We start from the raw sequence: 18663 nt of genomic DNA, 5'->3' as shown, positions 1-18663 counted from the left end.
AGAATTGCAGGTTTAACGCTATTTTCCGGAATTCAGATATTTGTCCTGCAATGAGTCCCTTAAAGCCATTTTAAGAAATTTCCCTACTGAGGTTTTTGGTATTTCATCCATAAATATTACATCATCCGGCAGCCACCACTTGGCAAAGCCAGGCCTCAGAAATTCAATGATCTCTTCTTTTGAAATCTCATTTTTATATTTATCTTTCAAAACAACACATGCAACCGGCCTTTCCTGCCATCTTTCATGCGGGACTGCTATTACAGCCGCTTCAAATATAGCATCATGGGCCATCAGAGCGTTTTCCAGATCTACAGACGAAATCCATTCTCCTCCGCTCTTGATCAGGTCCTTTGTCCGGTCCACAATCTTCACATAACCTTCCTGGTCAATCGTCGCCACGTCCCCGGTGTATAGCCATCCATCCTTAAATGCCTGTCCGGACCGCTCATCCCGATAATACTCATCCGCAATCCATGGGCCTCTGATAAGAAGCTCGCCCATCTCCCGGCCATCCGCCTTTACTTCACCATTCTGACCGAGTAATTTTATTTCCACACCAGGCACCGCCATTCCCTGCTTTGCCTTGATTTCATAGCGTTCTTCTTCCGGCAGGTTATCGTGATAGCTTTTAATGGAAGAAACAAATACCAGAGGACTCGTTTCTGTCATTCCATAAGCATGCAAAAAGGGAATTCCATGTTTTTTTTCAAAGGCTTCTATCATGCTTTTTGGGGCAGCAGATCCTCCGCATAAAACTGCCCGCAGGCTGCTCGTATCATATTGCTTTTCAGACAGCTCTTTCAATAAGCCCATCCAGATGGTCGGCACACCTGCAGAGATGGTTACTTTTTGAGATTGAATCAGCTCGCAAAGAATTTGCGGTGTGAAGTAGGGGCCGGGAAGGACAAGCTTCGCTCCAAACCATACACCTGCAAAAGGAAGGCCCCAGGCATTCACATGAAACATAGGCACAACAGGCATGGCTGTATCCCTCTCACTTATTGCCGTGCTGTCAGCCAGTCCAAGGGCCATGCTGTGAAGGACGATTCCCCGGTGCGAATATTGCACACCCTTTGGATTTCCTGTTGTAGCGGATGTATAGCACATGCCTGCGGGCGAATTTTCATCCAAATCATGCCTGAAAGAAAATTCCGGGTCTCCCTCCCCAAGCAGCTTCTCATAATGATAAACAGGGAAAAGGCTAGTCTCCGGAAGATTCTCAGCATCCGTCATAATAATATATCCCTGGACGGTTTTCAGCTCATGCTGGATTTTTTCAAGCAGGGGTATTACATCCGGATCAATAAGAAGAAGCTGATCCTCGGCGTTATTGATGATGAATGAAATATGCTGGGGGGAAAGCCTGAGATTGATGGTGTGCAGGACTGCTCCGTAACATGGGATGGCAAAATAGGCTTCGAGATGTCTGTGATGATTCCACGCAAGCGTGCCTACCCTCTCCCCTTGTTTTAGCCCCAGCCGCTCCAAGACGCTTGAAAGCCTGCGGGTCCTTTGGGCAATTTGTGCATATGTAAATGTTTGTGTCCCGCTTTCTGTCCTTGAAACCACCTCTTTTGAAGGAAAATACCTCTCTGCCCTTTCCATCATTTGCGGCATGGTTAAAGGTGTATTCATCATATACAAAACCTCCCGGAGTTTTTAGGTAATATTTCTCATTAATAGGTTCGATTATCAATTGCAAATACCTTCAACCATCCCGTTATTTAAAAAATAAATCGATGATTTTCTGGTTTTCACATAATTTTGAAAGGGTATTATACCTAAATAAGTTTTGTAAAAAGTTTTGGCAAAGTTCATGGCTGATTTTTTAGTTGATTGGAGTGCAGGGTCAGTGGCTCTGAAAACAACTGGCAAGTTTTTGGGGCTAAAAAACAGCGGCTTTATTACATAGAGTTATAGAAAAAAGGGAAAAAGATAAATAAATGAATATTCAGGGGGATAATTATGATAAATGCGCCTCAAAATGAAGCTAAGGCATTTTGTGCCAGCGAGTATGATACATTGAAGGAAGTAATCGTCTGCGAACCGCAGTACATGAGCATCCGGGAAGTAATCAATGAAACACAAAAGCATTTTAAAAATGAAAATATCCATATCGAACGTGCCATGAAACAGCATAATGAGTTTGTTGAAGTGATGGAGTCACAGGGCATTAATGTGATTAAGCTGCCGTCGCTTTCTGCCTATCCTGAGCAGGTGTTCACAAGGGATATCGGATTTACAATCGGAGACACCGTTTTTGTTGCAGAAATGGCAAGCCCAATTCGTCAGGGTGAAGAAACCATCCTTCAATCATGGCTTCAAGACCGCCGCGTGCAATATCATAACTTGACCAAAGAGCGCATTGAAGGCGGAGATGTAGTGGTTGACCGCAATACAATTTATGTCGGAGTATCGAATAGAACGCATGAGGCGTCTATCCGCCATCTGCAATCACTTCTTCCCGGAAAAGAAGTCATGCCTGTTCCATTTGCAGCCAAATACTTGCATCTGGATTGTGTTTTTAATGTTTTGTCTCCGGATGAAGCGATTATTTTTCCTAATGTAATCAGCAAGACCGAAAGAGAACATCTGTCAAAGAGGTATGATTTAATTGAAATTTCCGAAGAAGAGCAGTTTACGCTCGGAACGAATGTCCTCTCCATCGGAAATAAAAAGGTGCTGAGCTTGCCTGTCAATAAAAACGTAAATAAAGAGCTTCGCAGGCGCGGATATGAAGTCATCGAGGTAGATATTACGGAAATTATTAAATCTGGAGGCTCCTTCCGCTGCTGTACCATGCCATTATTCCGTGAACCAGCCCAAGCATAGAGAAAAAAGGCAGCCTGAACGGGACATGTTCCCCTTTCAGGCTGCCTTTTTTTATCTCATTGTCCATTACCGCTTTTCGCAAACAATTCCTCTAATATCTCAATTTTCTTATTTGTGTAAGAAACAAAGTTGTCATTATAAGATTTAGGATCTTTGGGATTTGCAAAATGTTCGATTTTTCCTGTAACAGGATGCAGGAATTTTGAGGCAGCCCCGCAGCCAAGGCCAATAATTGACTGCTGCTCTTCCATAATCATAATATTGTAGATGCTTTCCTGTCCTGGAATGGAATATCCTACATTCTCCAGGTTGCCAAGGATATTTTTTTGGCGGTACAGATAATACGGGTGATACCCATGTCCCGCTGTCCACTCTTCAGCTGCTGCCATCATTTTTTCCACTTCTTCTCTTGAGGCCACTTTATATTTGTTTTTATGCCTTGTCATCTCGGAAGCCCGTTTAAAAGATAGTGTATGGACAGTCAGGGATTCCGGCATAAGCTTTTCTGTTTCCGAAAGCGTTGTTTGAAACTCCGGCAGCTCTTCCCCGGGAAGTCCAATAATCAAGTCCATATTGATATTATTCATTCCCATATTTCTGGAAAGATGGAATTTATCAATGGTTTCTTCAACGGTATGATGCCGACCGATTGCTTTTAAAGTCTCCTGAATATAAGACTGGGGGTTCACGCTGATCCTATCGATGTTCCATTTTTTCATGACTTCTAATTTTTCAGGGGTAATTGTATCTGGCCGCCCTGCTTCAACCGTTACTTCTCTCACATTCTCTGTATCAGGAAATGAGGCATACATTTCTTCATACAGCATATCCATTTCTTCAGCCGTAATGCTTGTCGGAGTACCCCCGCCATAATAAATGGAGGTGATTTTAATATCCTTTTTCTTCAGCCACTTACCAATTTCCTTTATTTCATAATGAAGCCCGCCAAGGAAAGAAGTGACAGAGCCCTGCCTCCCGTTTATCGCATAAGCCGGAAACGTGCAATACGCGCATTTAGTCGGGCAAAACGGAATGCCTATATAAATGCTTACTTCATCCTTTAATTGATATAGATCCGGGACAACCGCTAATTGACGGGAGACAATGGATTGCATCAAATTTATTTTTTCATCCGAAATCAGATAATCCTGCCTCAGCTCCTGATGGGCAATATGTTCATCCATCCCCTGCTGCAGCTTTTTATGCAGCAGCTTTGTTGGCCTTATACCAGTTAATATGCCCCATTTCTGATTTATACCGGTAAGCTCCTGAAGTACTTCAAGATAAACATGTGACACAGCTCTTTTTACCTGTTTAAAAAGCTCCTTTTCATTGCCATGCAGCATCGATGCTTCTTGATGGCTCGCTTTAAAGGTTTTTTGAGATGCTTTTTCCGTCAGGATGGCAGATGCAGCAATATGTTCTGAAGCACTCCAGGTCATGTGTATGTGAAGGTCTCCTGAAGAATGGCCCCCCAATTTTACATTGGATTCTTCAAAAAATAAATTGGCTATATTTTGAAGTGGCCTGTGGAACCGCTCATCTTCTATCCCTGTTATTTCTATATGCAAGATAATCACCCATCTGTATGCTGATTTTTATACTTTCAAAAATACCACTATAAGTGTAACCAATTGGCATCCTGCGGTCAATCTCACAAATGAATGAAGAACAAACACTGATTGATTGCCTTTTTTGCATAAGCTATTTTCGTAAACTTTGCTGCTATGGAACAAGGTGGCTGATTTCCTCTCCAGGATGCTCGCTTTCCGCGGGGCAGGCGGTGAGCCTCCTCTGCTGCGCCTGCGGGGTCTCACCTTCCCGTTAATCCCGCAGGAGTCTCGCACCTTACGCTCCAATCAGCCTGGCTTAACAATGAGATCGCCTCACATAACACAATAAAAAACAACAATCTTTAAGAAAAGAGCCTTTGCATAAAACGGACAGTAAAAGCCGTCTCCATCTCAGGAAACGGCCAGCAGCTCGTGCTATTCAGTCAAAAAATGTTCGCTGTATGCCCGCTCAGCTGCTTCTTCTGAGCTGAACAGCGCATCGTCGTCTTCAATTACATGGAAAGTTTCATTAAGAAATAATGCTACTGCATCTGGATCTTTAGGATGCTGCACAATCTCTGCGGCACGCACATTCGAAACACTCGGAGTATGCGGATTATTGTAAATCACATACACCTCATCTCCAGCTTTTACATCTTTAGGATCTATCGTATCCATTTTCTTCATCCTCTCGGGCTGTTTTTTTTAGTCTGCCTTTTAAATGATATTATTATGAGGCATCCACAAAGAAAAGACTTCTTGCGCAATCGCAGGAAGCCTCTTTACATTATTTAAGCATGTTCATTTTTTCTAAAAACTCTAGAGGATGCTGTTTTCTGAAAAATTCCTTGAGCATATATGCCACTCCGTTTTCATCATTGGTCCTGGTAACCCATTTAGCAGCGATTTTAACTTCAGCAGGCGCATTGCCCATAGCAACTCCAAGTCCGCTTCTTTCAATCATTTCCAGATCATCGTATTCGTCGCCTATTGCAACGATTTCGTTTCTCTTGACACCAAGCTGTTCGGCCAGATATAAAATCCCATTCCATTTGGATACACCCTTGGGAAGAATGGTTAATCCCTGATCATTGTGTCCTGAAAGCATCACTTCAGGGAAGAGCTCCCTGATTAGCTTCATGATGTCCCTCTTATCACGTTCATTATGAAACAATGCTGTGATTTTTGTTGGGGAAATAGGGTGATTGTTTAATTCCCCGCTGATCGAATCAACAAAGCTTTGCGAGTAAAAATTTTGCTCATTATGATGCAGTACAGCCTTCCCAAGCAGATTTTCCGGCAAATCCACCCTGTTTCCCAGCATATATTTTTCATGGACAAGTGAGATTTGGCAAGATGTTTTTTCAAGCAGCTGAACAATCTCCAATGTCAGCTTTTCTGGTATTCTTTTAACAAAAACAGGCTTCCCTGAAGCTGTGCCTATATATCCTCCATGGTGTGCAATTATCATGGGATCTATTTTTAAAGCCTTGGCAACCTTTTTAGCCGAATGAAAGCTTCTGGAAGTTACGAGCGTTACAGTGACGCCTTTATGATGGACATATTCAATCGCTTCTTTGGTTAATTTATTTAGACGGCCATTAGATTGAAGCAAGGTTCCGTCGATATTGACTGCCAGTAAACGATATACCATGCTGATCTCTCCTATCTGTAGTGTCCTATTCCAACTTATGAAGAATAACCAGATATTAGAACTCAAGTGACAGCCATGCAACAATACTTCTGGAAGCAGCTATGCCTAATAATTTCTGCCAGTATAAAAAAATGCCCTGCCGGAGTAAACGGCAGAGCAAGCATTCTTTATTATCCCTGTTCAGGCATTCCATATAAGTCTTCTAATGGCTTCATGATAATTTTATTTAATTCCGCAATTACCATGCTCATTCTTTGTTCACTTTCCATTAAACGGGAAATGGCTGGATGCTGCTGTACAAGTGCTACAGTTTTCTGTGCCTGATCCACTTCCTCCTGGGTAATTTCCTGTCCCATCATCTGCTTTTGCTGCAGTCCCATTTGAAGCTGGCGGAAGTTATCAAACATTCCCCGTGCGGAAGGATCTGCGTTTACCTGGTCATACAGGCTGCGCAAATCCGCATACTCCTTACTGTTGCGGATAGCTCTTTCCATTTCGTATGCTACATCATATAAATTTCCACTCATATTTTTCCCTCCTAATAGTAAAGCTTCGTGCAGCAGGGGTCTCTTCCCGTACTGCTGGTCCGCTGGATGAACTGGGCACACCTTGCAAGCATCATCCTTCCTGACTCCTAAGCGAATGCTTGCGGGCAGGTAAATGCTCCCGGAAATGCTTTGGCATGCCATATCTTTTCAACTATAACAAAACAGAGCTGCAATTACACTTAAATCCCTTATATATTTCTGATGCATGATTAAAGGATTTTCTGCTCTCTGCATTCACCCTTTTAAAATATTCTTTACCCCGCCTTAATATGTTTAAAATTAATGAAGATTCATTCCTTAAAAATAATGAATTGCATAAGTCAAACACTTTCCGCCGAATATGGGCATATCATGCAAGTAACAGCTAATATTCTCTTTTATAAACATTAAGCCTTGCACGAACGGGGAATGACAATGAAGGCAATTTACTGCAAAGTGACCATGCATTTCGTCAAAAACCAGTATTCATCAGTTATTTTCATTGATAATAAATTGCTTAAACACTGGGAAATTCAAGAGGGGGATTCATTGAACTTTCTAGCCGGCTGCAAAAAAGCAACATTAACAGTCCGCTCATTATCTCGCAGCAGCAGCACTGTCATAATATCCGAAAACTCTGCTCAGATTCTTTGTTTGCCTCCTTTCGGCTTTCCTGTTCAAATGGCTTACTGCCCGAAAGAAAAGACTCTTTCAATTGGGCCTTATTTAGCCATTCTTACCAGTTCCTCAAGCAGCGGGCCAGAACCCTTTGGAGAATATGGAGATTTTCTGAAAGAAATGGCCGAATATTGCAAGGAACATGGATATCCCTTTTATGCAGTAAAGCTTCAAAAAATAACCCATGGAGAAACATTGGAAGGATATTGGTTCAACGGCAAATGGGAGAGCTTCCAATTCCCTTTGCCTGATGCCGTATATAACAGGATAGGATCGAGGAAGCTTGAACGCTCTGCCCTGTTCCAGGATTTTTCCGATCAGCTTAAAAAGAGGAGAATTCCAATGTTTAACGGCTGTTTCCTTTCAAAATGGGAGGTTCATGATCTTTTGAGTTCTAACGCAGACCTGCTTCCGAATCTACCTGACAGCATTCCTTTAAAGGAGGAAGAAAGCTTTGCATCCTTTCTGCGGGACTTTTCCAATGTATATGTCAAACCTGCCTTCGGAAGCCAGGGCAAAAACATCATTAAGCTTTCAAAAACTGAAGAAGGATGGGTTGTTGAGCATTCAGACGGCATTAAGGATACTTATTTGGCAGAAGCTGAAGAATTATTTCGCATGCTTAGTAAAATCAGCAGGAAAGCTTCTTATATTGTTCAAAAAGGGATTTCACTGCTTGAAATTGATGATAAAAAAGTCGATTTCAGGGTTCTTATGAATAAAAATAAACGTGGCATGTGGAAAGTGACTTCCATGGTAGCACGAATTGGTTATGCCGGGCATATCGTTTCCAATCTCTCAAGAGGCGGAGAAATGAAAAATGGCATGGAATTTTTAACTTCCATATTCGAACAAACAGAAGCGAGAAGGCTGTGCAGAATACTGAAGGAAATTGCTCTCAAGACAGCTAATACACTTTCTGACAGCCGGGAAGATCTTTTCGGTGAACTGGGCATAGACCTTGCCCTTGATACCGAAAGCCATCCATGGATCATTGAAGTGAATTCTAAGCCATCAAAAAAATTCCAGGGAAATTATGAAAAGTTCCGTCCCTCAGTGAAGTCGGTCATTGAGTATATGAATTACCTGTGCACTAAGGGAGAATTACCTGAAACCTGAAAGGAGATGCCTTATGCTATCACTTGGAATTTTAACATCCCATATATCCAAGGAACAGAAATACTTTTCCGAAATTGCCAAAAGCGCAAAAAATCTTCAGGTGAAAATTGTGAAATTCTGCCCAGAAGGTATTGATGCGAATTCCGGAATGATACAAGGTGAATCGTATGTTCACAGCGAAGACAGGTGGCTTCCTGCCCTTTTCCCGCCTCCTGCCTATGTATATGACCGCAGCTTTCATGGTCTTTCACGGTCCAAGACACGAGCAAGGCAGAACATCAGCTGGCTAAAGGAAGTATCTGAATTCCTTGGCTATGGCCTTCCGGGAAAGAAGGATGTCTATGATTCTTTAAAGAACCACCCGCGCCTGTCCGCCTTTCTGCCTCCTACTGAAAAAGCGTATGGACCAGGAGACATCTGGAGGAGCCTTGAAACCTATAAAAAAGTGATAATCAAACCAGAATTCGGATCAAGAGGTGCAGGAATTTATCTTTTGGAGCAGACAGCAGAAGGAATTAACGTATCAATGAACAAAGAAGGAAAAAGATATGACAGACTGATTGAAACTAAGAGAGACAGCCTTTTCTGGCTTGATTCCATAATGAGAAAATACACCCTCCTTGTCCAGCCTTATCTTGAACTGTCAAATGAAAATAATGAACCTTTTGATGTCCGGATTCTTCTTCAAAAAAACAAAGAGAATGACTGGGAAGAAATAGGAAGAGGAATACGAACGGGAATGAAGGAATCCATAACTGCAAATCTTGCATCCGGCGGAAAAGCCGAAGCCTTTCAAACCTTTAATATGACCATCCCCCCCTCGCTGCAGGATCAATATGAACAAAAAATCCAGACGATTATCACTCAGCTGCCAGGAGAATTGGAAGCAAACTTCCAAAGGCTGTTTGAAATAGGCCTGGATCTTGGCATAGACAAAAAAGGTCAGGTATGGATTTTGGATATTAACTCAAAACCCGGCAGAAAAATTATTGAAAAGCTTTACCCGGAAAAAGTGAAAGCCCTGTACGAAGCACCTGTCGTGTACTCCGGGTATCTGGCCCGGACTGCAGAAAAAATGAAAGCAGGTGAATGAATAAATGAAAAAAACCTATCCTGCAGAAATAGTCGTCATGAAGAGTCACACCTTTTTATATCCATCCCAGCTGGGAAATCTGGATAATATCGAACAAATCTGTTTTGGGAAAAACCGCCAATACGCTGAAGTAAAGCCAAGCCCATTCAAAAGGCAATCGATAATCCTATCAGAGTCTTTGGCTGAATCCCTTCAATTTCCCGAAACCACTGCTCCTCTTCATCTTTTTGTATACGGAAACAGCATCCATATCGGGCCGCTTGTGGGCATTTTCACATCTGGCTTCACTACATTCATCAATAAACCGCTGGGGGAACGATCGCAGTTCTTTTCCAGGCTTCTTTCTTTGAATGAAACGACAGGATGCATTCCGTTCGTGTTTGGAGAAAATCAAATAGACTGGGAAAGGGAATGCACTAAAGGCTATATCTTTCAAGATAATCAATGGAGTGTCATGGAGTTTCCCTTACCCGATGTGGTTTATGACCGGCTGCCAAATAGAAAAACTGAAAACAAATCAGGACCTAAGGAAGTCAAAAGGAAATTCCAGGAGGAGTACATGATTCCCTGGTACAATCCTGGTTTTTTCAATAAATGGGATATCTATCAGAGGCTGACAGATGACCAGCGGGCCATTCCGTATCTTCCGGAAACGTATCCTTTTCAATCTTTATCTGCCATTGAAGCCTTGCTTTCTAAATACAGGCAGGTCTTCATAAAGCCCGTCCATGGCAGCCTTGGGCTTGGCATACATCAAATCCTTTTTGATAAACACAGCAATGCTTACTATTGCCGCTATAAAAACGACGAAAAAGAAAATAAGCTCCAGCGTTTTCCTTCTCTTGAATCTATGTTTGATCATGTTTTTAAAAGCAAAAAAGTACAAAATCTGATTATCCAGCAAGGCATTTCCCTTCTTAGATCCAATAACCGGGCAATAGATTTTCGTGTCCATACGAATAAAGACCAGCATGGAGCCTGGCAGGTTACCGCTATTGCAGCTAAAGTGGGCGGTGAAGGAAGTGTAACCACACATGTGAAAAATGGAGGAGAAGTCAGGACAGTCGATGAGCTCTTTGAAAATCCGCAAATATCTCAGGAAGTACAGGAAAAGCTCTCATATGCCGCACTAGTCCTCAGCGATTGTATTGAGCAGCATTTGGATGGCATCATTGCGGAGATTGGTTTTGATCTCGGAATCGATAAAAAAGGCCGAATCTGGATGTTTGAAGCAAATTCGAAACCAGGCCGGTCCATCTTCTCTCATCCAAAATTAAAGGAATTCGAACTGCTCACACGCAAGCTGAGCCTGGATTACGCCGTTTATCTGGCTGAACAATATTTTACAAATTCCGCAGGCACCAGGGAATGAACATCTATTATGTTCCTGAAAAAAGGGCCTGGCTTCACCAGGAAGGAGATCAAAAGCTATATTTCAACAAGGGTTCTGCTGAGATCCTTTATAGTGAGCACATTGACAGTGCAGAAAATTATCCGGTCCATGTTGTGCCCTTCAAAAAAACTAATGTACTATCCATCGGAATCTTAACCTGCAAAAACAATAAACATGAGACCGGTATTGGAGGAAATGTCCCCTTATTCTGCGAGCTTCATAAGTATCTTGCTGAAGAAGGGATTTTTTCCTTTGTTATGACAATTGAAGATGTCTTATTAAAAAACAAGAAAGGATATATCATTGTACCCCATACAGGAAAATGGGAGGAAGTTCAAGTTCCGCTGCCTGATATTGTTTATAACCGCATACCTTCCCGCTCCATCGAGGCAACTTCCCGCTTTAAAAAGGTTAAAGAATCGTTTGATTCCCAATCCATTGTCATGTTTAATCCTTGCTTCCTTGATAAGTATGAGATGCATACAACATTCAGCAAAGATCCCGCATTGCGATGTTTTTTACCGGATACAATCATGGCTGGCAGCGAAGTAAGGCTTCAAAAGTTTATCGAAAACCATAAAACCATCTATCTGAAACCCAAAAAAGGCAATAAAGGAAGCGGGATTTTTCTCGCTGCTCTGCATCATGATGGATGCATTACGGCCAAAGAACCTCATTACAGTACATCTTTTGAAAATTTCGAAGCCTTTTGGAAACACTATTCAAGACAGTTTAAAAAGAAAAACTATCTTGCCCAGCAAGCCATCATGTCGAAAAAAATTGATGGCCACCGATACGATTTTCGGGTGCTGGTGCATTACAGCTTTGGAGTTTATACGATCAGCGGCAAAGCTGTCCGTATGTCCCAATCCCAAGAAATTACGACACATGTGCCAAACGGCGGCAAGCTATATCCTTATAAATTGCTGCAGACGGCTAAGCTTGATACGACAATCCAAGATATTGCACAGAGGTGCGGACCAATATTATCAGAGCATTTTGGTTTTTTTGGAGAATTTTCTATGGACCTTGGTGAAGATGAGACAGGAAATATATACTTATATGAAGTCAATTCAAAGCCCATGCAATTCGATGAAACAGCGATTGAAAAGAAACGGCTCAAGCAGTTAAGCTCCCTATTTAAAGATATTTCTAAGTGCCAGCGATAATTGAACTATCGCAGCTTCCCATTTTTCCATTATACTTGAGGTAATAGAAAAAAATGGAGGGCTAGCCGTGATTACACACTTTCAATGGAAACCGTTATTCGAGGATGAAAAACTGCCAGGATGGCGGATTTCCTTTTATTATAAAAAACAGCATTTTCAGGGGATTTATCATCCTGAAGGCAGGATTGAATGGACCGGACATCATCCTGCTGCAGAAGAGGAAAAGAATATTTTAGCCATGGTTCATGAGCTTATGTTATATCATGTTTATGAATCATAACAGATATAAAATGAATCGCTTACATCATCCTGCTTTATTTTGCTAAAAATAATAGTTCTATTAAAGCTCTCTGCTCATTGAAGCGGACAGGGTCATAGAGGCAGGAAAATCCGAGCCCGCCGCGGCCCCCTTGCCGCAGATGAAAGCAGCAGAGCTTAACAGAGCCAAAGTAAGAAAAACAAATGCAGGAGGTACTTCCATGAAAGATAAAAAAGCATCTTTTATTCCTGATACACCAAACGAGGGGAAAAATTCAGCCTATTTGGATATAGACCGCATTATAAATGAAGGTCTTGCTGGAGGAAATGTTTTTCAGGCAGAGCATGAAGTGAATATTGAAGAATCACATGATATTGATGGCGAAGAGCAGACAAATTAAACATCCAAGTCAAATCAGAGAGACGGCATTAATTAATGTCCGCTCTCTTTTTTTCTTTCCTGGAACCTGTTTCATATCTGTCCCTTATAACAGAAGAAACAATATGCTTGGTATCCCATTCATGCTCCGAAATTTCAATAAGAGGATATTTTTTCGGAAAAAGCAGGGAATGGATTTCTTCTTCACTAAGCCCTTTGCTGCAATGATAAAGAATGTCTCCATTTAGGGTTTCGAGATAATCAAGTTTCTTCTGAAACATTTTCTTTCCATGTCTGACATAGCCTGCATGGCCGCAAAATACTTCCTGGAAATCATATCTCAACACATGTTTGATGGACTGAATGATGTCAGGAATTGATTCTTCCTTGAGGATAAGCCTTGTCTTAGGGGAAACAAACAGGTCGCCGGAAAAAAGCATCCCCTTCTCACGGTTCAAAAAGACCATATGATCCTTTGAATGGCCAGGGGTATGGAGAACCTCCCAGGAATAATTCTCTGAATGCAGCTCTGCTTCCAATGGCTTTGCCTGAAATCCTTCCCTATCTCCCCATAGCTGATGGCGGTACGGAAGATACTCTGCATTCTCTGAGCAAGTTTTTATGGACATAGGGTGAATAAAGACGGGAATATGTTTATTTTCACTAAGCCAGCGCGCCCCTCCTGTGTGGTCTTCATGATAATGTGTCATTGCCGCTTGCTGAATATCCTCCTTTTCAAAAAAAGGAATGAAATCCTTAAGAAGCGAAGCTGGCCCCGAATCTATCAGCAGCGCATCAATTAAATAGGCATAAATATTCATTTTGACATCACCATATGAAACAATTCCTTTAGCACATGTCACGTCGTGCACGGATGTAAGTTCAATCATATTTTCCCTCCTTTCTTTATTTGATTCTCTTTTATATGCCCAAAACCCTCCTTCCCCGCCAATCATTCACTGATAAGTCAAGCGGCAGAGGAATGGCCCGGAGTCAGTGACCCGGGCCTTGTGTTTATTTCTTGATAAAAGGATCATATGAACGGGGCTGATGCTGAACGGATAGCCATTTCACTGTAGTGAATTCCTCAAGGACCCATTCACCGTTAAAACGGCCCAAGCCTGAATTCTTTTCCCCGCCAAACGGCATGATCGCTTCATCATTGACTGGCTGATCATTCACATGAATCATCCCTGTGTCAATTTTGTGGGCAAGCAGTGTGCCTTTTTCGATATCAGAAGTATGCACCGCACCGCTTAATCCATAAGGATGGGCGTTCGCCATTTCCACAGCCTCATCTTCAGAGTCATAAGTAATAATGGCTGCAACCGGTCCGAATATCTCGTTCTTAGCAATCGGCATGTCATTTGTAACATCTGTCAAGATAGCCGGCTGAAGGACGTTTCCATCAATATTCCCTCCGTATATCAATTTTGCTCCCTGGCTGATGCTTTTTTCAATATCCTCTTGAATCCGTTTTGACTGATTCTCATTGATAAGCGGACCAACATTGGTGTCCTTTTCCTCAGGGTTTCCGTACTTTAACGATTCAGTGATCCTTTTGAAGGCATCGGTAAATTCCTGGCTGATATTGCGCTGAACAAAAATTCTGTTTATCGCCATGCAAATTTGTCCCTGATGATAAAATTTGCCGAAGATTGCCGATTCAGCTGCCTTTTCAATATCAGCATCTTCTCTAACAATGAAGACATTGTTGCCGCCGAGCTCAAGTGCTGCTTTTTTCAGGGATCCGCCTGCAAGCTCTGCTATATGCCGTCCAACTTCGGTTGATCCTGTAAACGAGATAAGGCGCGGAATCGGGTTGGTTACCATGTCATCGCCTATCTCCGAGCCTTTGCCTGCCACTACATTTAATAGGCCTTTAGGAAGGCCGGCCGCTTCAAAGATGCTTGCAAAAATCAGGCCGCCTGTCACAGGTGTCTCTGTAGATGGCTTAACAACCACTGCGTTTCCGATAGCAAGTGCTGCACCAATAGAGCGGATGGTCAAATGAAGCGGGAAATTCCAAGGAGAAATTACCCCAATAACACCCAGCGGTTTGCGGTACACTCTATTTTCTTTGCCTGGAGTCTGCGAAGGAAGAATTTTTCCTTCAAGACGGAAAGGAAAGGTTGCAGCTTCCTTTAACATATTCACAGAAGCCTGGAATTCTGCAGAAGCTTTTATAAAAGTGCTTCCCGATTCCTTGATCAGCCAATCGATAATAGTTTCTTTTTGTTCCTCCATGATAGAAGCCGCTTTTTCAATGACAGCGCGCTTTGTCTGCGGAAGCTCCTTTTCCCATTTAACCTGTGCCTGTGCTGCAGATTTATAGGATTCATCCAGCTCTTCCTTGCTTGCAGCTTGAATGCGAAGCAGCTCTTCACCTGTAAAAGGATTACTATCAATCAATTCCTTATCACTTTTTCCCTTGCGCCACTCGCCATTTATATAAATTTTAGTGAAGTCTGTATTCATGCAAACATCCCTCCATTCTAATATAGCTAATGTCAAAAGGATTATTGATTATCCCTTTTGCTGAGTCGGACGGATGATAATTTCGTTAACATCCACATGTTCCGGCTGTTCAACGGCGTATGCGATGGCCCTAGCGATATCCTCGCTGTCTAAAGGCTTCATATTGGACCCTTTGAATTTATTGAGGATATCTTCATCTGTAATGGTATTGGTTAGTTCTGTAGCCACAGCTCCCGGCGATATGATTGTTGCACGGATGTTCAGCTCAGGATCGATTTCCTTTCTAAGTCCTTCAGTAATTGCGCGGACTGCAAATTTTGTTCCGCTATATACAGCGCTTCCCGGAGAAATCACGTGGCCAGCTACTGAAGAAATATTTACGATATGACCATGCTTCTGTTTTTCCATGTATGGAAGCACAGCTGCTATTCCGTTCAATACTCCTTTAATGTTAACGTCTACCATTTTATTCCATTCATCTGTCTTCTTTTTATTTAAGTAGGAAAGCGGCATTAGCCCGGCGTTATTCACTAAAATATGAATGGCTCCGAATTTTTCTGCTGCTGCGTTTGCCAATTCTTCCATTTCTTCTGCGGAGGTCACATCCGTAACCTTATATTCCGCTTTTCCTCCGCTTTCTTCGATTTCCCTTTTCAGCTCCTGCAAGCGTTCCTCTCGGCGTGCAGCAAGCATGACTGAAATCCCCTTGCTTGCCAATTCTTTAGCTGTCGCCTGTCCGATCCCGCTGCTTGCTCCAGTGATAATGGCTGTTTTTTGGCCTTTTTCCATGAAAATCACCATTCCCTTTTAAATAGTTTAGTAGATGTACATTTTACTAACTTACCCTTCCCTATCTGCACTAAACTATTTGAGTGCTTTGAATGTGCACTCGCTTTTCCTGCAAAAAAGCTCACAATAGTTATAAGAGAGTCATTTCGGTATAATAAAAACAAATAATCGAAAAGAAGGAAATCATTCATGTTAGATAAATTGAAAGTAAAATTTCCAAACGCCGTTTCTGGAAATGAGCCGCGGCAAAGCGACAGGGAATTTTTTTGGTTCCGTGACAGCAGCGGGACATTCGGAATTCCTAAAGAAGAAATCAGTTCGGCGGAAGCATCCCTCCTTCAGCTTCTATTCCCTCACAATGAAGAAGCCTTCCTCAGCAGAAATGCATCAGAAATGAAAAAGCAGTGGAGTGAATTTTTATATCAAAATGACCGCAGTTTGCCTGTAACCAGCTGGAAGAAGGTGCGGTTCATACACTTCAGCAGCTCAACTTCTGATTTTTCTTACCTGGACTTTGAAGAAGCGTTCACTTCTCTTGTTTCGGGGGATTCCATGATTGTTTGGGAGGATGAAGATAGAGGGGCGATTATTGAGGGCGAATCAGACAGCAGCTTAGATGATCCTGACTTTTTTTCAATTGTCCAAACACTTGAAAGTGATTTTTATGTGAAAATACAGGCTTTCAGCGGACATTACCATCTTATGGATGAAAATCTTCCAACACACTTTCAGATGGAACAGAAGAGCTTTAAACTGGCTAAAAAGCATTCTCTTGATACTCGGATGTTCACATTGCCGGATGTGTTTCCTTTTGCAGTACTTGAAGGACTGGCTCCTGAAGAATTTATTTGGTTTTGTGAGGAGCTGCTCGGTGATGCCGGGAAAGATGAAGAGCTGATCAGCACTGTGAAAACGTATATTGAGTGCAATTCAAATGCCAGCCTTGCCGCTAAAAAGCTTTATATCCACCGGAACAGCCTTCAGTACCGCATTGATAAATTCATAGAAAAGACAGGACTCGATATCCGGACCTTTCACCATGCCCTTCCTGCCTATTTGTGTTTATTAAAAAAGGAGGAATAATGGAGCATGTACACCCTGCACAGTAAAACGCTTTCATTTTTGTGCAGGGTGTACATGTTCTTTTTGCGGATCAAAAGCTACAATAAAAGCATGAAATACATATTGTACTGGAGGGTTTTACAATGGCTGAGTTAGTACTCGATCATATTTATAAAGTGTATGACAATAAAGTGACTGCTGTAGAAGATTTCAATTTAAATATTGCAGATAAAGAATTCATCGTTTTCGTTGGCCCATCAGGCTGCGGTAAATCAACGACTCTAAGAATGATTGCCGGCCTGGAAGAAATTTCAGACGGAGACTTCTTCATCGACGGCAAGCGTGTAAATGATGTACCTCCAAAAGACCGTGATATCGCGATGGTTTTCCAAAACTATGCACTTTATCCGCATATGTCTGTATATGATAATATGGCCTTTGGGTTAAAACTGAGAAAAATGCCGAAATCAGAAATTGATACACGTGTTAAGGAAGCTGCAAAAATCCTTGGTCTAGAGCCGTATCTTGACCGTAAGCCTAAAGCATTATCAGGCGGACAGCGCCAGCGTGTAGCTCTTGGGCGCGCAATCGTGCGTGACGCTAAGGTATTCTTGATGGATGAACCATTGTCTAACCTGGATGCAAAACTGCGCGTGCAAATGCGTGCTGAAATTGCAAAGCTTCACAAACGCCTGAATACGACTACCATCTATGTAACACATGACCAGACAGAAGCCATGACAATGGCAACACGTCTTGTCGTTATGAAAGATGGAATCGTTCAGCAAGTTGGTGCCCCTAAGGAAGTTTATGAAAAGCCTGAAAATGTTTTCGTAGGCGGTTTCATTGGATCACCAGCTATGAACTTCTTATCCGGACAGCTTCAGGATGGTACAGTACTAATTGGCAGCCAGTCCATTTCAGTGCCGGAAGGAAAAATGAAGGTTCTTCGCGATCAGGGCTATGTAGGCAAGGATATCATCCTTGGAGTGCGTCCTGAAGATTTCCATGATGAACCATTATTCCTTGAGACATCTCCTGACACAACAATTGCTGCCCACATCGATGTTGCAGAATTAATGGGTGCTGAGTTTATGCTTTATTCTACAATTGGCGGACAGGACTTTGTTGCCCGTGTAGATGCCCGTACTATCGTGAAGCCAGGTGACACTTTAGGCATGGCGATTGATATGAACAAAGCTCATTTCTTCGATAAAGAAACAGAATTCCGCATTCGCGCCAAAGGTGAATAATTAAACAAAACAAAAGGTGTGCACATATACCGTGCACGCCTTTTGTTTACTCTTGAACCAGGATAATTTCATCGTGCCCGCAGGATGGACAGTTTATTAAATGAGGGCATTTCCCCTGTTGAAGTGAACGGGGAAAGCCATCATTTTGTTTTAAGGTATCTGTATCCATATACGCGCTATATTCGTCATAATAATCCATGACCTTTCCCTTATCCTCCATTTTTGCTGTACAGCTTGGACAGGATGCACTGAGGCTCCTTAATCCGTTGCAAAGCGGACATACATCCATGCTGCAATCACCGCCTTCCGCTTTTTTAATCCAGCTTCAGCTCCTAGCTCGCTGTGCAAAAGATGTTTGATTCTCTGAAGGCAAAGAACACCTTCTGAGGATCAAACCCTATTTGCTTAGGCCCCCACGATGGG

The 18663-nt window shown here is 42.3% G+C and carries 18 protein-coding genes; 9 read left to right on the top strand and 9 right to left on the bottom strand.

The genetic code is table 11. From position 1 onward, the window contains the following. Positions 1-18: 18 nt before the first annotated feature. Positions 19-1641, bottom strand: a complete 1623-nt coding sequence (locus ACN6MY_RS07135) for a long-chain fatty acid--CoA ligase (RefSeq protein WP_419883345.1) — start codon at positions 1639-1641, stop codon at positions 19-21. Positions 1642-1968: 327 nt separating this feature from the next. Between ACN6MY_RS07135 and ACN6MY_RS07130 the strand changes: the two genes are divergently transcribed. Further along, positions 1969-2835: a dimethylarginine dimethylaminohydrolase family protein gene (locus tag ACN6MY_RS07130; protein ID WP_419883344.1), complete on the top strand. Its 867-nt coding sequence runs from the start codon at positions 1969-1971 to the stop codon at positions 2833-2835. Between the two features lie 56 nt (positions 2836-2891). Here ACN6MY_RS07130 and ACN6MY_RS07125 read toward each other — a convergent pair whose 3' ends face one another. From ACN6MY_RS07125 to ACN6MY_RS07110, 4 genes are all read right to left on the bottom strand, one after another. Further along, positions 2892-4406, bottom strand: a complete 1515-nt coding sequence (locus tag ACN6MY_RS07125) for a coproporphyrinogen III oxidase (RefSeq protein ID WP_419883343.1) — start codon at positions 4404-4406, stop codon at positions 2892-2894. A 417-nt stretch (positions 4407-4823) separates the two neighbouring features. Further along, positions 4824-5066: a transcriptional regulator SplA domain-containing protein gene (locus ACN6MY_RS07120; protein ID WP_071352542.1), complete on the bottom strand. Its 243-nt coding sequence runs from the start codon at positions 5064-5066 to the stop codon at positions 4824-4826. Between the two features lie 109 nt (positions 5067-5175). After that, a complete protein-coding gene (locus tag ACN6MY_RS07115; protein ID WP_419883342.1) occupies positions 5176-6042 on the bottom strand; it encodes a Cof-type HAD-IIB family hydrolase in 867 nt (288 codons plus the stop codon). Between the two features lie 170 nt (positions 6043-6212). Beyond that, positions 6213-6569, bottom strand: a complete 357-nt coding sequence (locus ACN6MY_RS07110) for a YlbF family regulator (RefSeq protein WP_071352528.1) — start codon at positions 6567-6569, stop codon at positions 6213-6215. 435 nt (positions 6570-7004) lie between these two features. On the opposite strand from ACN6MY_RS07110, the gene ACN6MY_RS07105 reads away from it, so the two are divergent. The 6 genes from ACN6MY_RS07105 to ACN6MY_RS07080 all read left to right on the top strand — a co-directional run bounded on the left by ACN6MY_RS07105 (position 7005) and on the right by ACN6MY_RS07080 (position 12680). Then, positions 7005-8366 (top strand): YheC/YheD family protein, encoded by a 1362-nt coding sequence (locus tag ACN6MY_RS07105; protein WP_419883341.1) that lies wholly within the window; start codon positions 7005-7007, stop codon positions 8364-8366. 13 nt (positions 8367-8379) lie between these two features. Beyond that, on the top strand, positions 8380-9459 hold the full coding sequence (locus tag ACN6MY_RS07100) for a YheC/YheD family protein (protein WP_419883340.1): 1080 nt from the start codon (positions 8380-8382) through the stop codon (positions 9457-9459). A gap of 4 nt (positions 9460-9463) precedes the next feature. After that, entirely contained in the window at positions 9464-10831 is a 1368-nt protein-coding gene (locus ACN6MY_RS07095; RefSeq protein WP_419883339.1) for a YheC/YheD family protein, read from the top strand. Further along, on the top strand, positions 10828-12021 hold the full coding sequence (locus ACN6MY_RS07090) for a YheC/YheD family protein (protein WP_419883338.1): 1194 nt from the start codon (positions 10828-10830) through the stop codon (positions 12019-12021). Before ACN6MY_RS07095 ends, ACN6MY_RS07090 begins: the two co-directional genes overlap by 4 nt. 67 nt (positions 12022-12088) lie before the next feature. Further along, on the top strand, positions 12089-12301 hold the full coding sequence (locus tag ACN6MY_RS07085; RefSeq protein ID WP_419883337.1) for a YheE family protein: 213 nt from the start codon (positions 12089-12091) through the stop codon (positions 12299-12301). Between the two features lie 199 nt (positions 12302-12500). Then, positions 12501-12680: a hypothetical protein gene (locus ACN6MY_RS07080; RefSeq protein WP_419883336.1), complete on the top strand. Its 180-nt coding sequence runs from the start codon at positions 12501-12503 to the stop codon at positions 12678-12680. Between the two features lie 28 nt (positions 12681-12708). On the opposite strand, the gene ACN6MY_RS07075 is transcribed toward ACN6MY_RS07080, so the two are convergent. The 3 genes from ACN6MY_RS07075 to ACN6MY_RS07065 all read right to left on the bottom strand — a co-directional run bounded on the left by ACN6MY_RS07075 (position 12709) and on the right by ACN6MY_RS07065 (position 15925). Next, positions 12709-13548 carry an MBL fold metallo-hydrolase gene (locus ACN6MY_RS07075; RefSeq protein ID WP_419883335.1) on the bottom strand — a complete coding sequence of 280 codons (840 nt, stop codon included), beginning with the start codon at positions 13546-13548 and terminating at the stop codon, positions 12709-12711. Positions 13549-13672: 124 nt separating this feature from the next. Next, positions 13673-15136 (bottom strand): aldehyde dehydrogenase family protein, encoded by a 1464-nt coding sequence (locus ACN6MY_RS07070; RefSeq protein ID WP_419883334.1) that lies wholly within the window; start codon positions 15134-15136, stop codon positions 13673-13675. A 48-nt stretch (positions 15137-15184) separates the two neighbouring features. Then, positions 15185-15925, bottom strand: coding sequence for an SDR family oxidoreductase (locus ACN6MY_RS07065; RefSeq protein WP_419883333.1), 741 nt, complete (start codon positions 15923-15925; stop codon positions 15185-15187). Positions 15926-16114: 189 nt separating this feature from the next. Between ACN6MY_RS07065 and ACN6MY_RS07060 the strand changes: the two genes are divergently transcribed. Both ACN6MY_RS07060 and ACN6MY_RS07055 read left to right on the top strand, forming a co-directional pair. After that, positions 16115-17008 (top strand): PucR family transcriptional regulator, encoded by an 894-nt coding sequence (locus ACN6MY_RS07060; protein ID WP_419883332.1) that lies wholly within the window; start codon positions 16115-16117, stop codon positions 17006-17008. Between the two features lie 122 nt (positions 17009-17130). After that, positions 17131-18240 (top strand): ABC transporter ATP-binding protein, encoded by a 1110-nt coding sequence (locus tag ACN6MY_RS07055; protein WP_419883331.1) that lies wholly within the window; start codon positions 17131-17133, stop codon positions 18238-18240. A gap of 46 nt (positions 18241-18286) precedes the next feature. Here ACN6MY_RS07055 and ACN6MY_RS07050 read toward each other — a convergent pair whose 3' ends face one another. Then, positions 18287-18529, bottom strand: coding sequence for a hypothetical protein (locus tag ACN6MY_RS07050; protein WP_419883330.1), 243 nt, complete (start codon positions 18527-18529; stop codon positions 18287-18289). Between the last annotated feature and the right edge of the window lie 134 nt (positions 18530-18663).

It is taken from the genome of Peribacillus sp. B-H-3, assembly GCF_048572925.1.
GTDB lineage: Bacteria > Bacillota > Bacilli > Bacillales > DSM-1321 > Peribacillus.
The sequence above is the reverse complement of the archived record's forward strand: the minus strand, read 5'-3'. Positions and strand labels throughout refer to the sequence as shown.

Coding starts and splice junctions, on each gene's coding strand:
- ACN6MY_RS07110 (WP_071352528.1), bottom strand. CDS start 6,569: ATGAGTGGAAATTTATATGATGTAGCATACGAAATGGAAAGAGCTATC.
- ACN6MY_RS07095 (WP_419883339.1), top strand. CDS start 9,464: ATGAAAAAAACCTATCCTGCAGAAATAGTCGTCATGAAGAGTCACACC.
- ACN6MY_RS07050 (WP_419883330.1), bottom strand. CDS start 18,529: ATGGATGTATGTCCGCTTTGCAACGGATTAAGGAGCCTCAGTGCATCC.
- ACN6MY_RS07100 (WP_419883340.1), top strand. CDS start 8,380: ATGCTATCACTTGGAATTTTAACATCCCATATATCCAAGGAACAGAAA.
- ACN6MY_RS07130 (WP_419883344.1), top strand. CDS start 1,969: ATGATAAATGCGCCTCAAAATGAAGCTAAGGCATTTTGTGCCAGCGAG.
- ACN6MY_RS07105 (WP_419883341.1), top strand. CDS start 7,005: ATGAAGGCAATTTACTGCAAAGTGACCATGCATTTCGTCAAAAACCAG.
- ACN6MY_RS07055 (WP_419883331.1), top strand. CDS start 17,131: ATGGCTGAGTTAGTACTCGATCATATTTATAAAGTGTATGACAATAAA.
- ACN6MY_RS07090 (WP_419883338.1), top strand. CDS start 10,828: ATGAACATCTATTATGTTCCTGAAAAAAGGGCCTGGCTTCACCAGGAA.
- ACN6MY_RS07070 (WP_419883334.1), bottom strand. CDS start 15,136: ATGAATACAGACTTCACTAAAATTTATATAAATGGCGAGTGGCGCAAG.
- ACN6MY_RS07065 (WP_419883333.1), bottom strand. CDS start 15,925: ATGGAAAAAGGCCAAAAAACAGCCATTATCACTGGAGCAAGCAGCGGG.
- ACN6MY_RS07080 (WP_419883336.1), top strand. CDS start 12,501: ATGAAAGATAAAAAAGCATCTTTTATTCCTGATACACCAAACGAGGGG.
- ACN6MY_RS07075 (WP_419883335.1), bottom strand. CDS start 13,548: ATGATTGAACTTACATCCGTGCACGACGTGACATGTGCTAAAGGAATT.
- ACN6MY_RS07135 (WP_419883345.1), bottom strand. CDS start 1,641: ATGATGAATACACCTTTAACCATGCCGCAAATGATGGAAAGGGCAGAG.
- ACN6MY_RS07115 (WP_419883342.1), bottom strand. CDS start 6,042: ATGGTATATCGTTTACTGGCAGTCAATATCGACGGAACCTTGCTTCAA.
- ACN6MY_RS07060 (WP_419883332.1), top strand. CDS start 16,115: ATGTTAGATAAATTGAAAGTAAAATTTCCAAACGCCGTTTCTGGAAAT.
- ACN6MY_RS07120 (WP_071352542.1), bottom strand. CDS start 5,066: ATGGATACGATAGATCCTAAAGATGTAAAAGCTGGAGATGAGGTGTAT.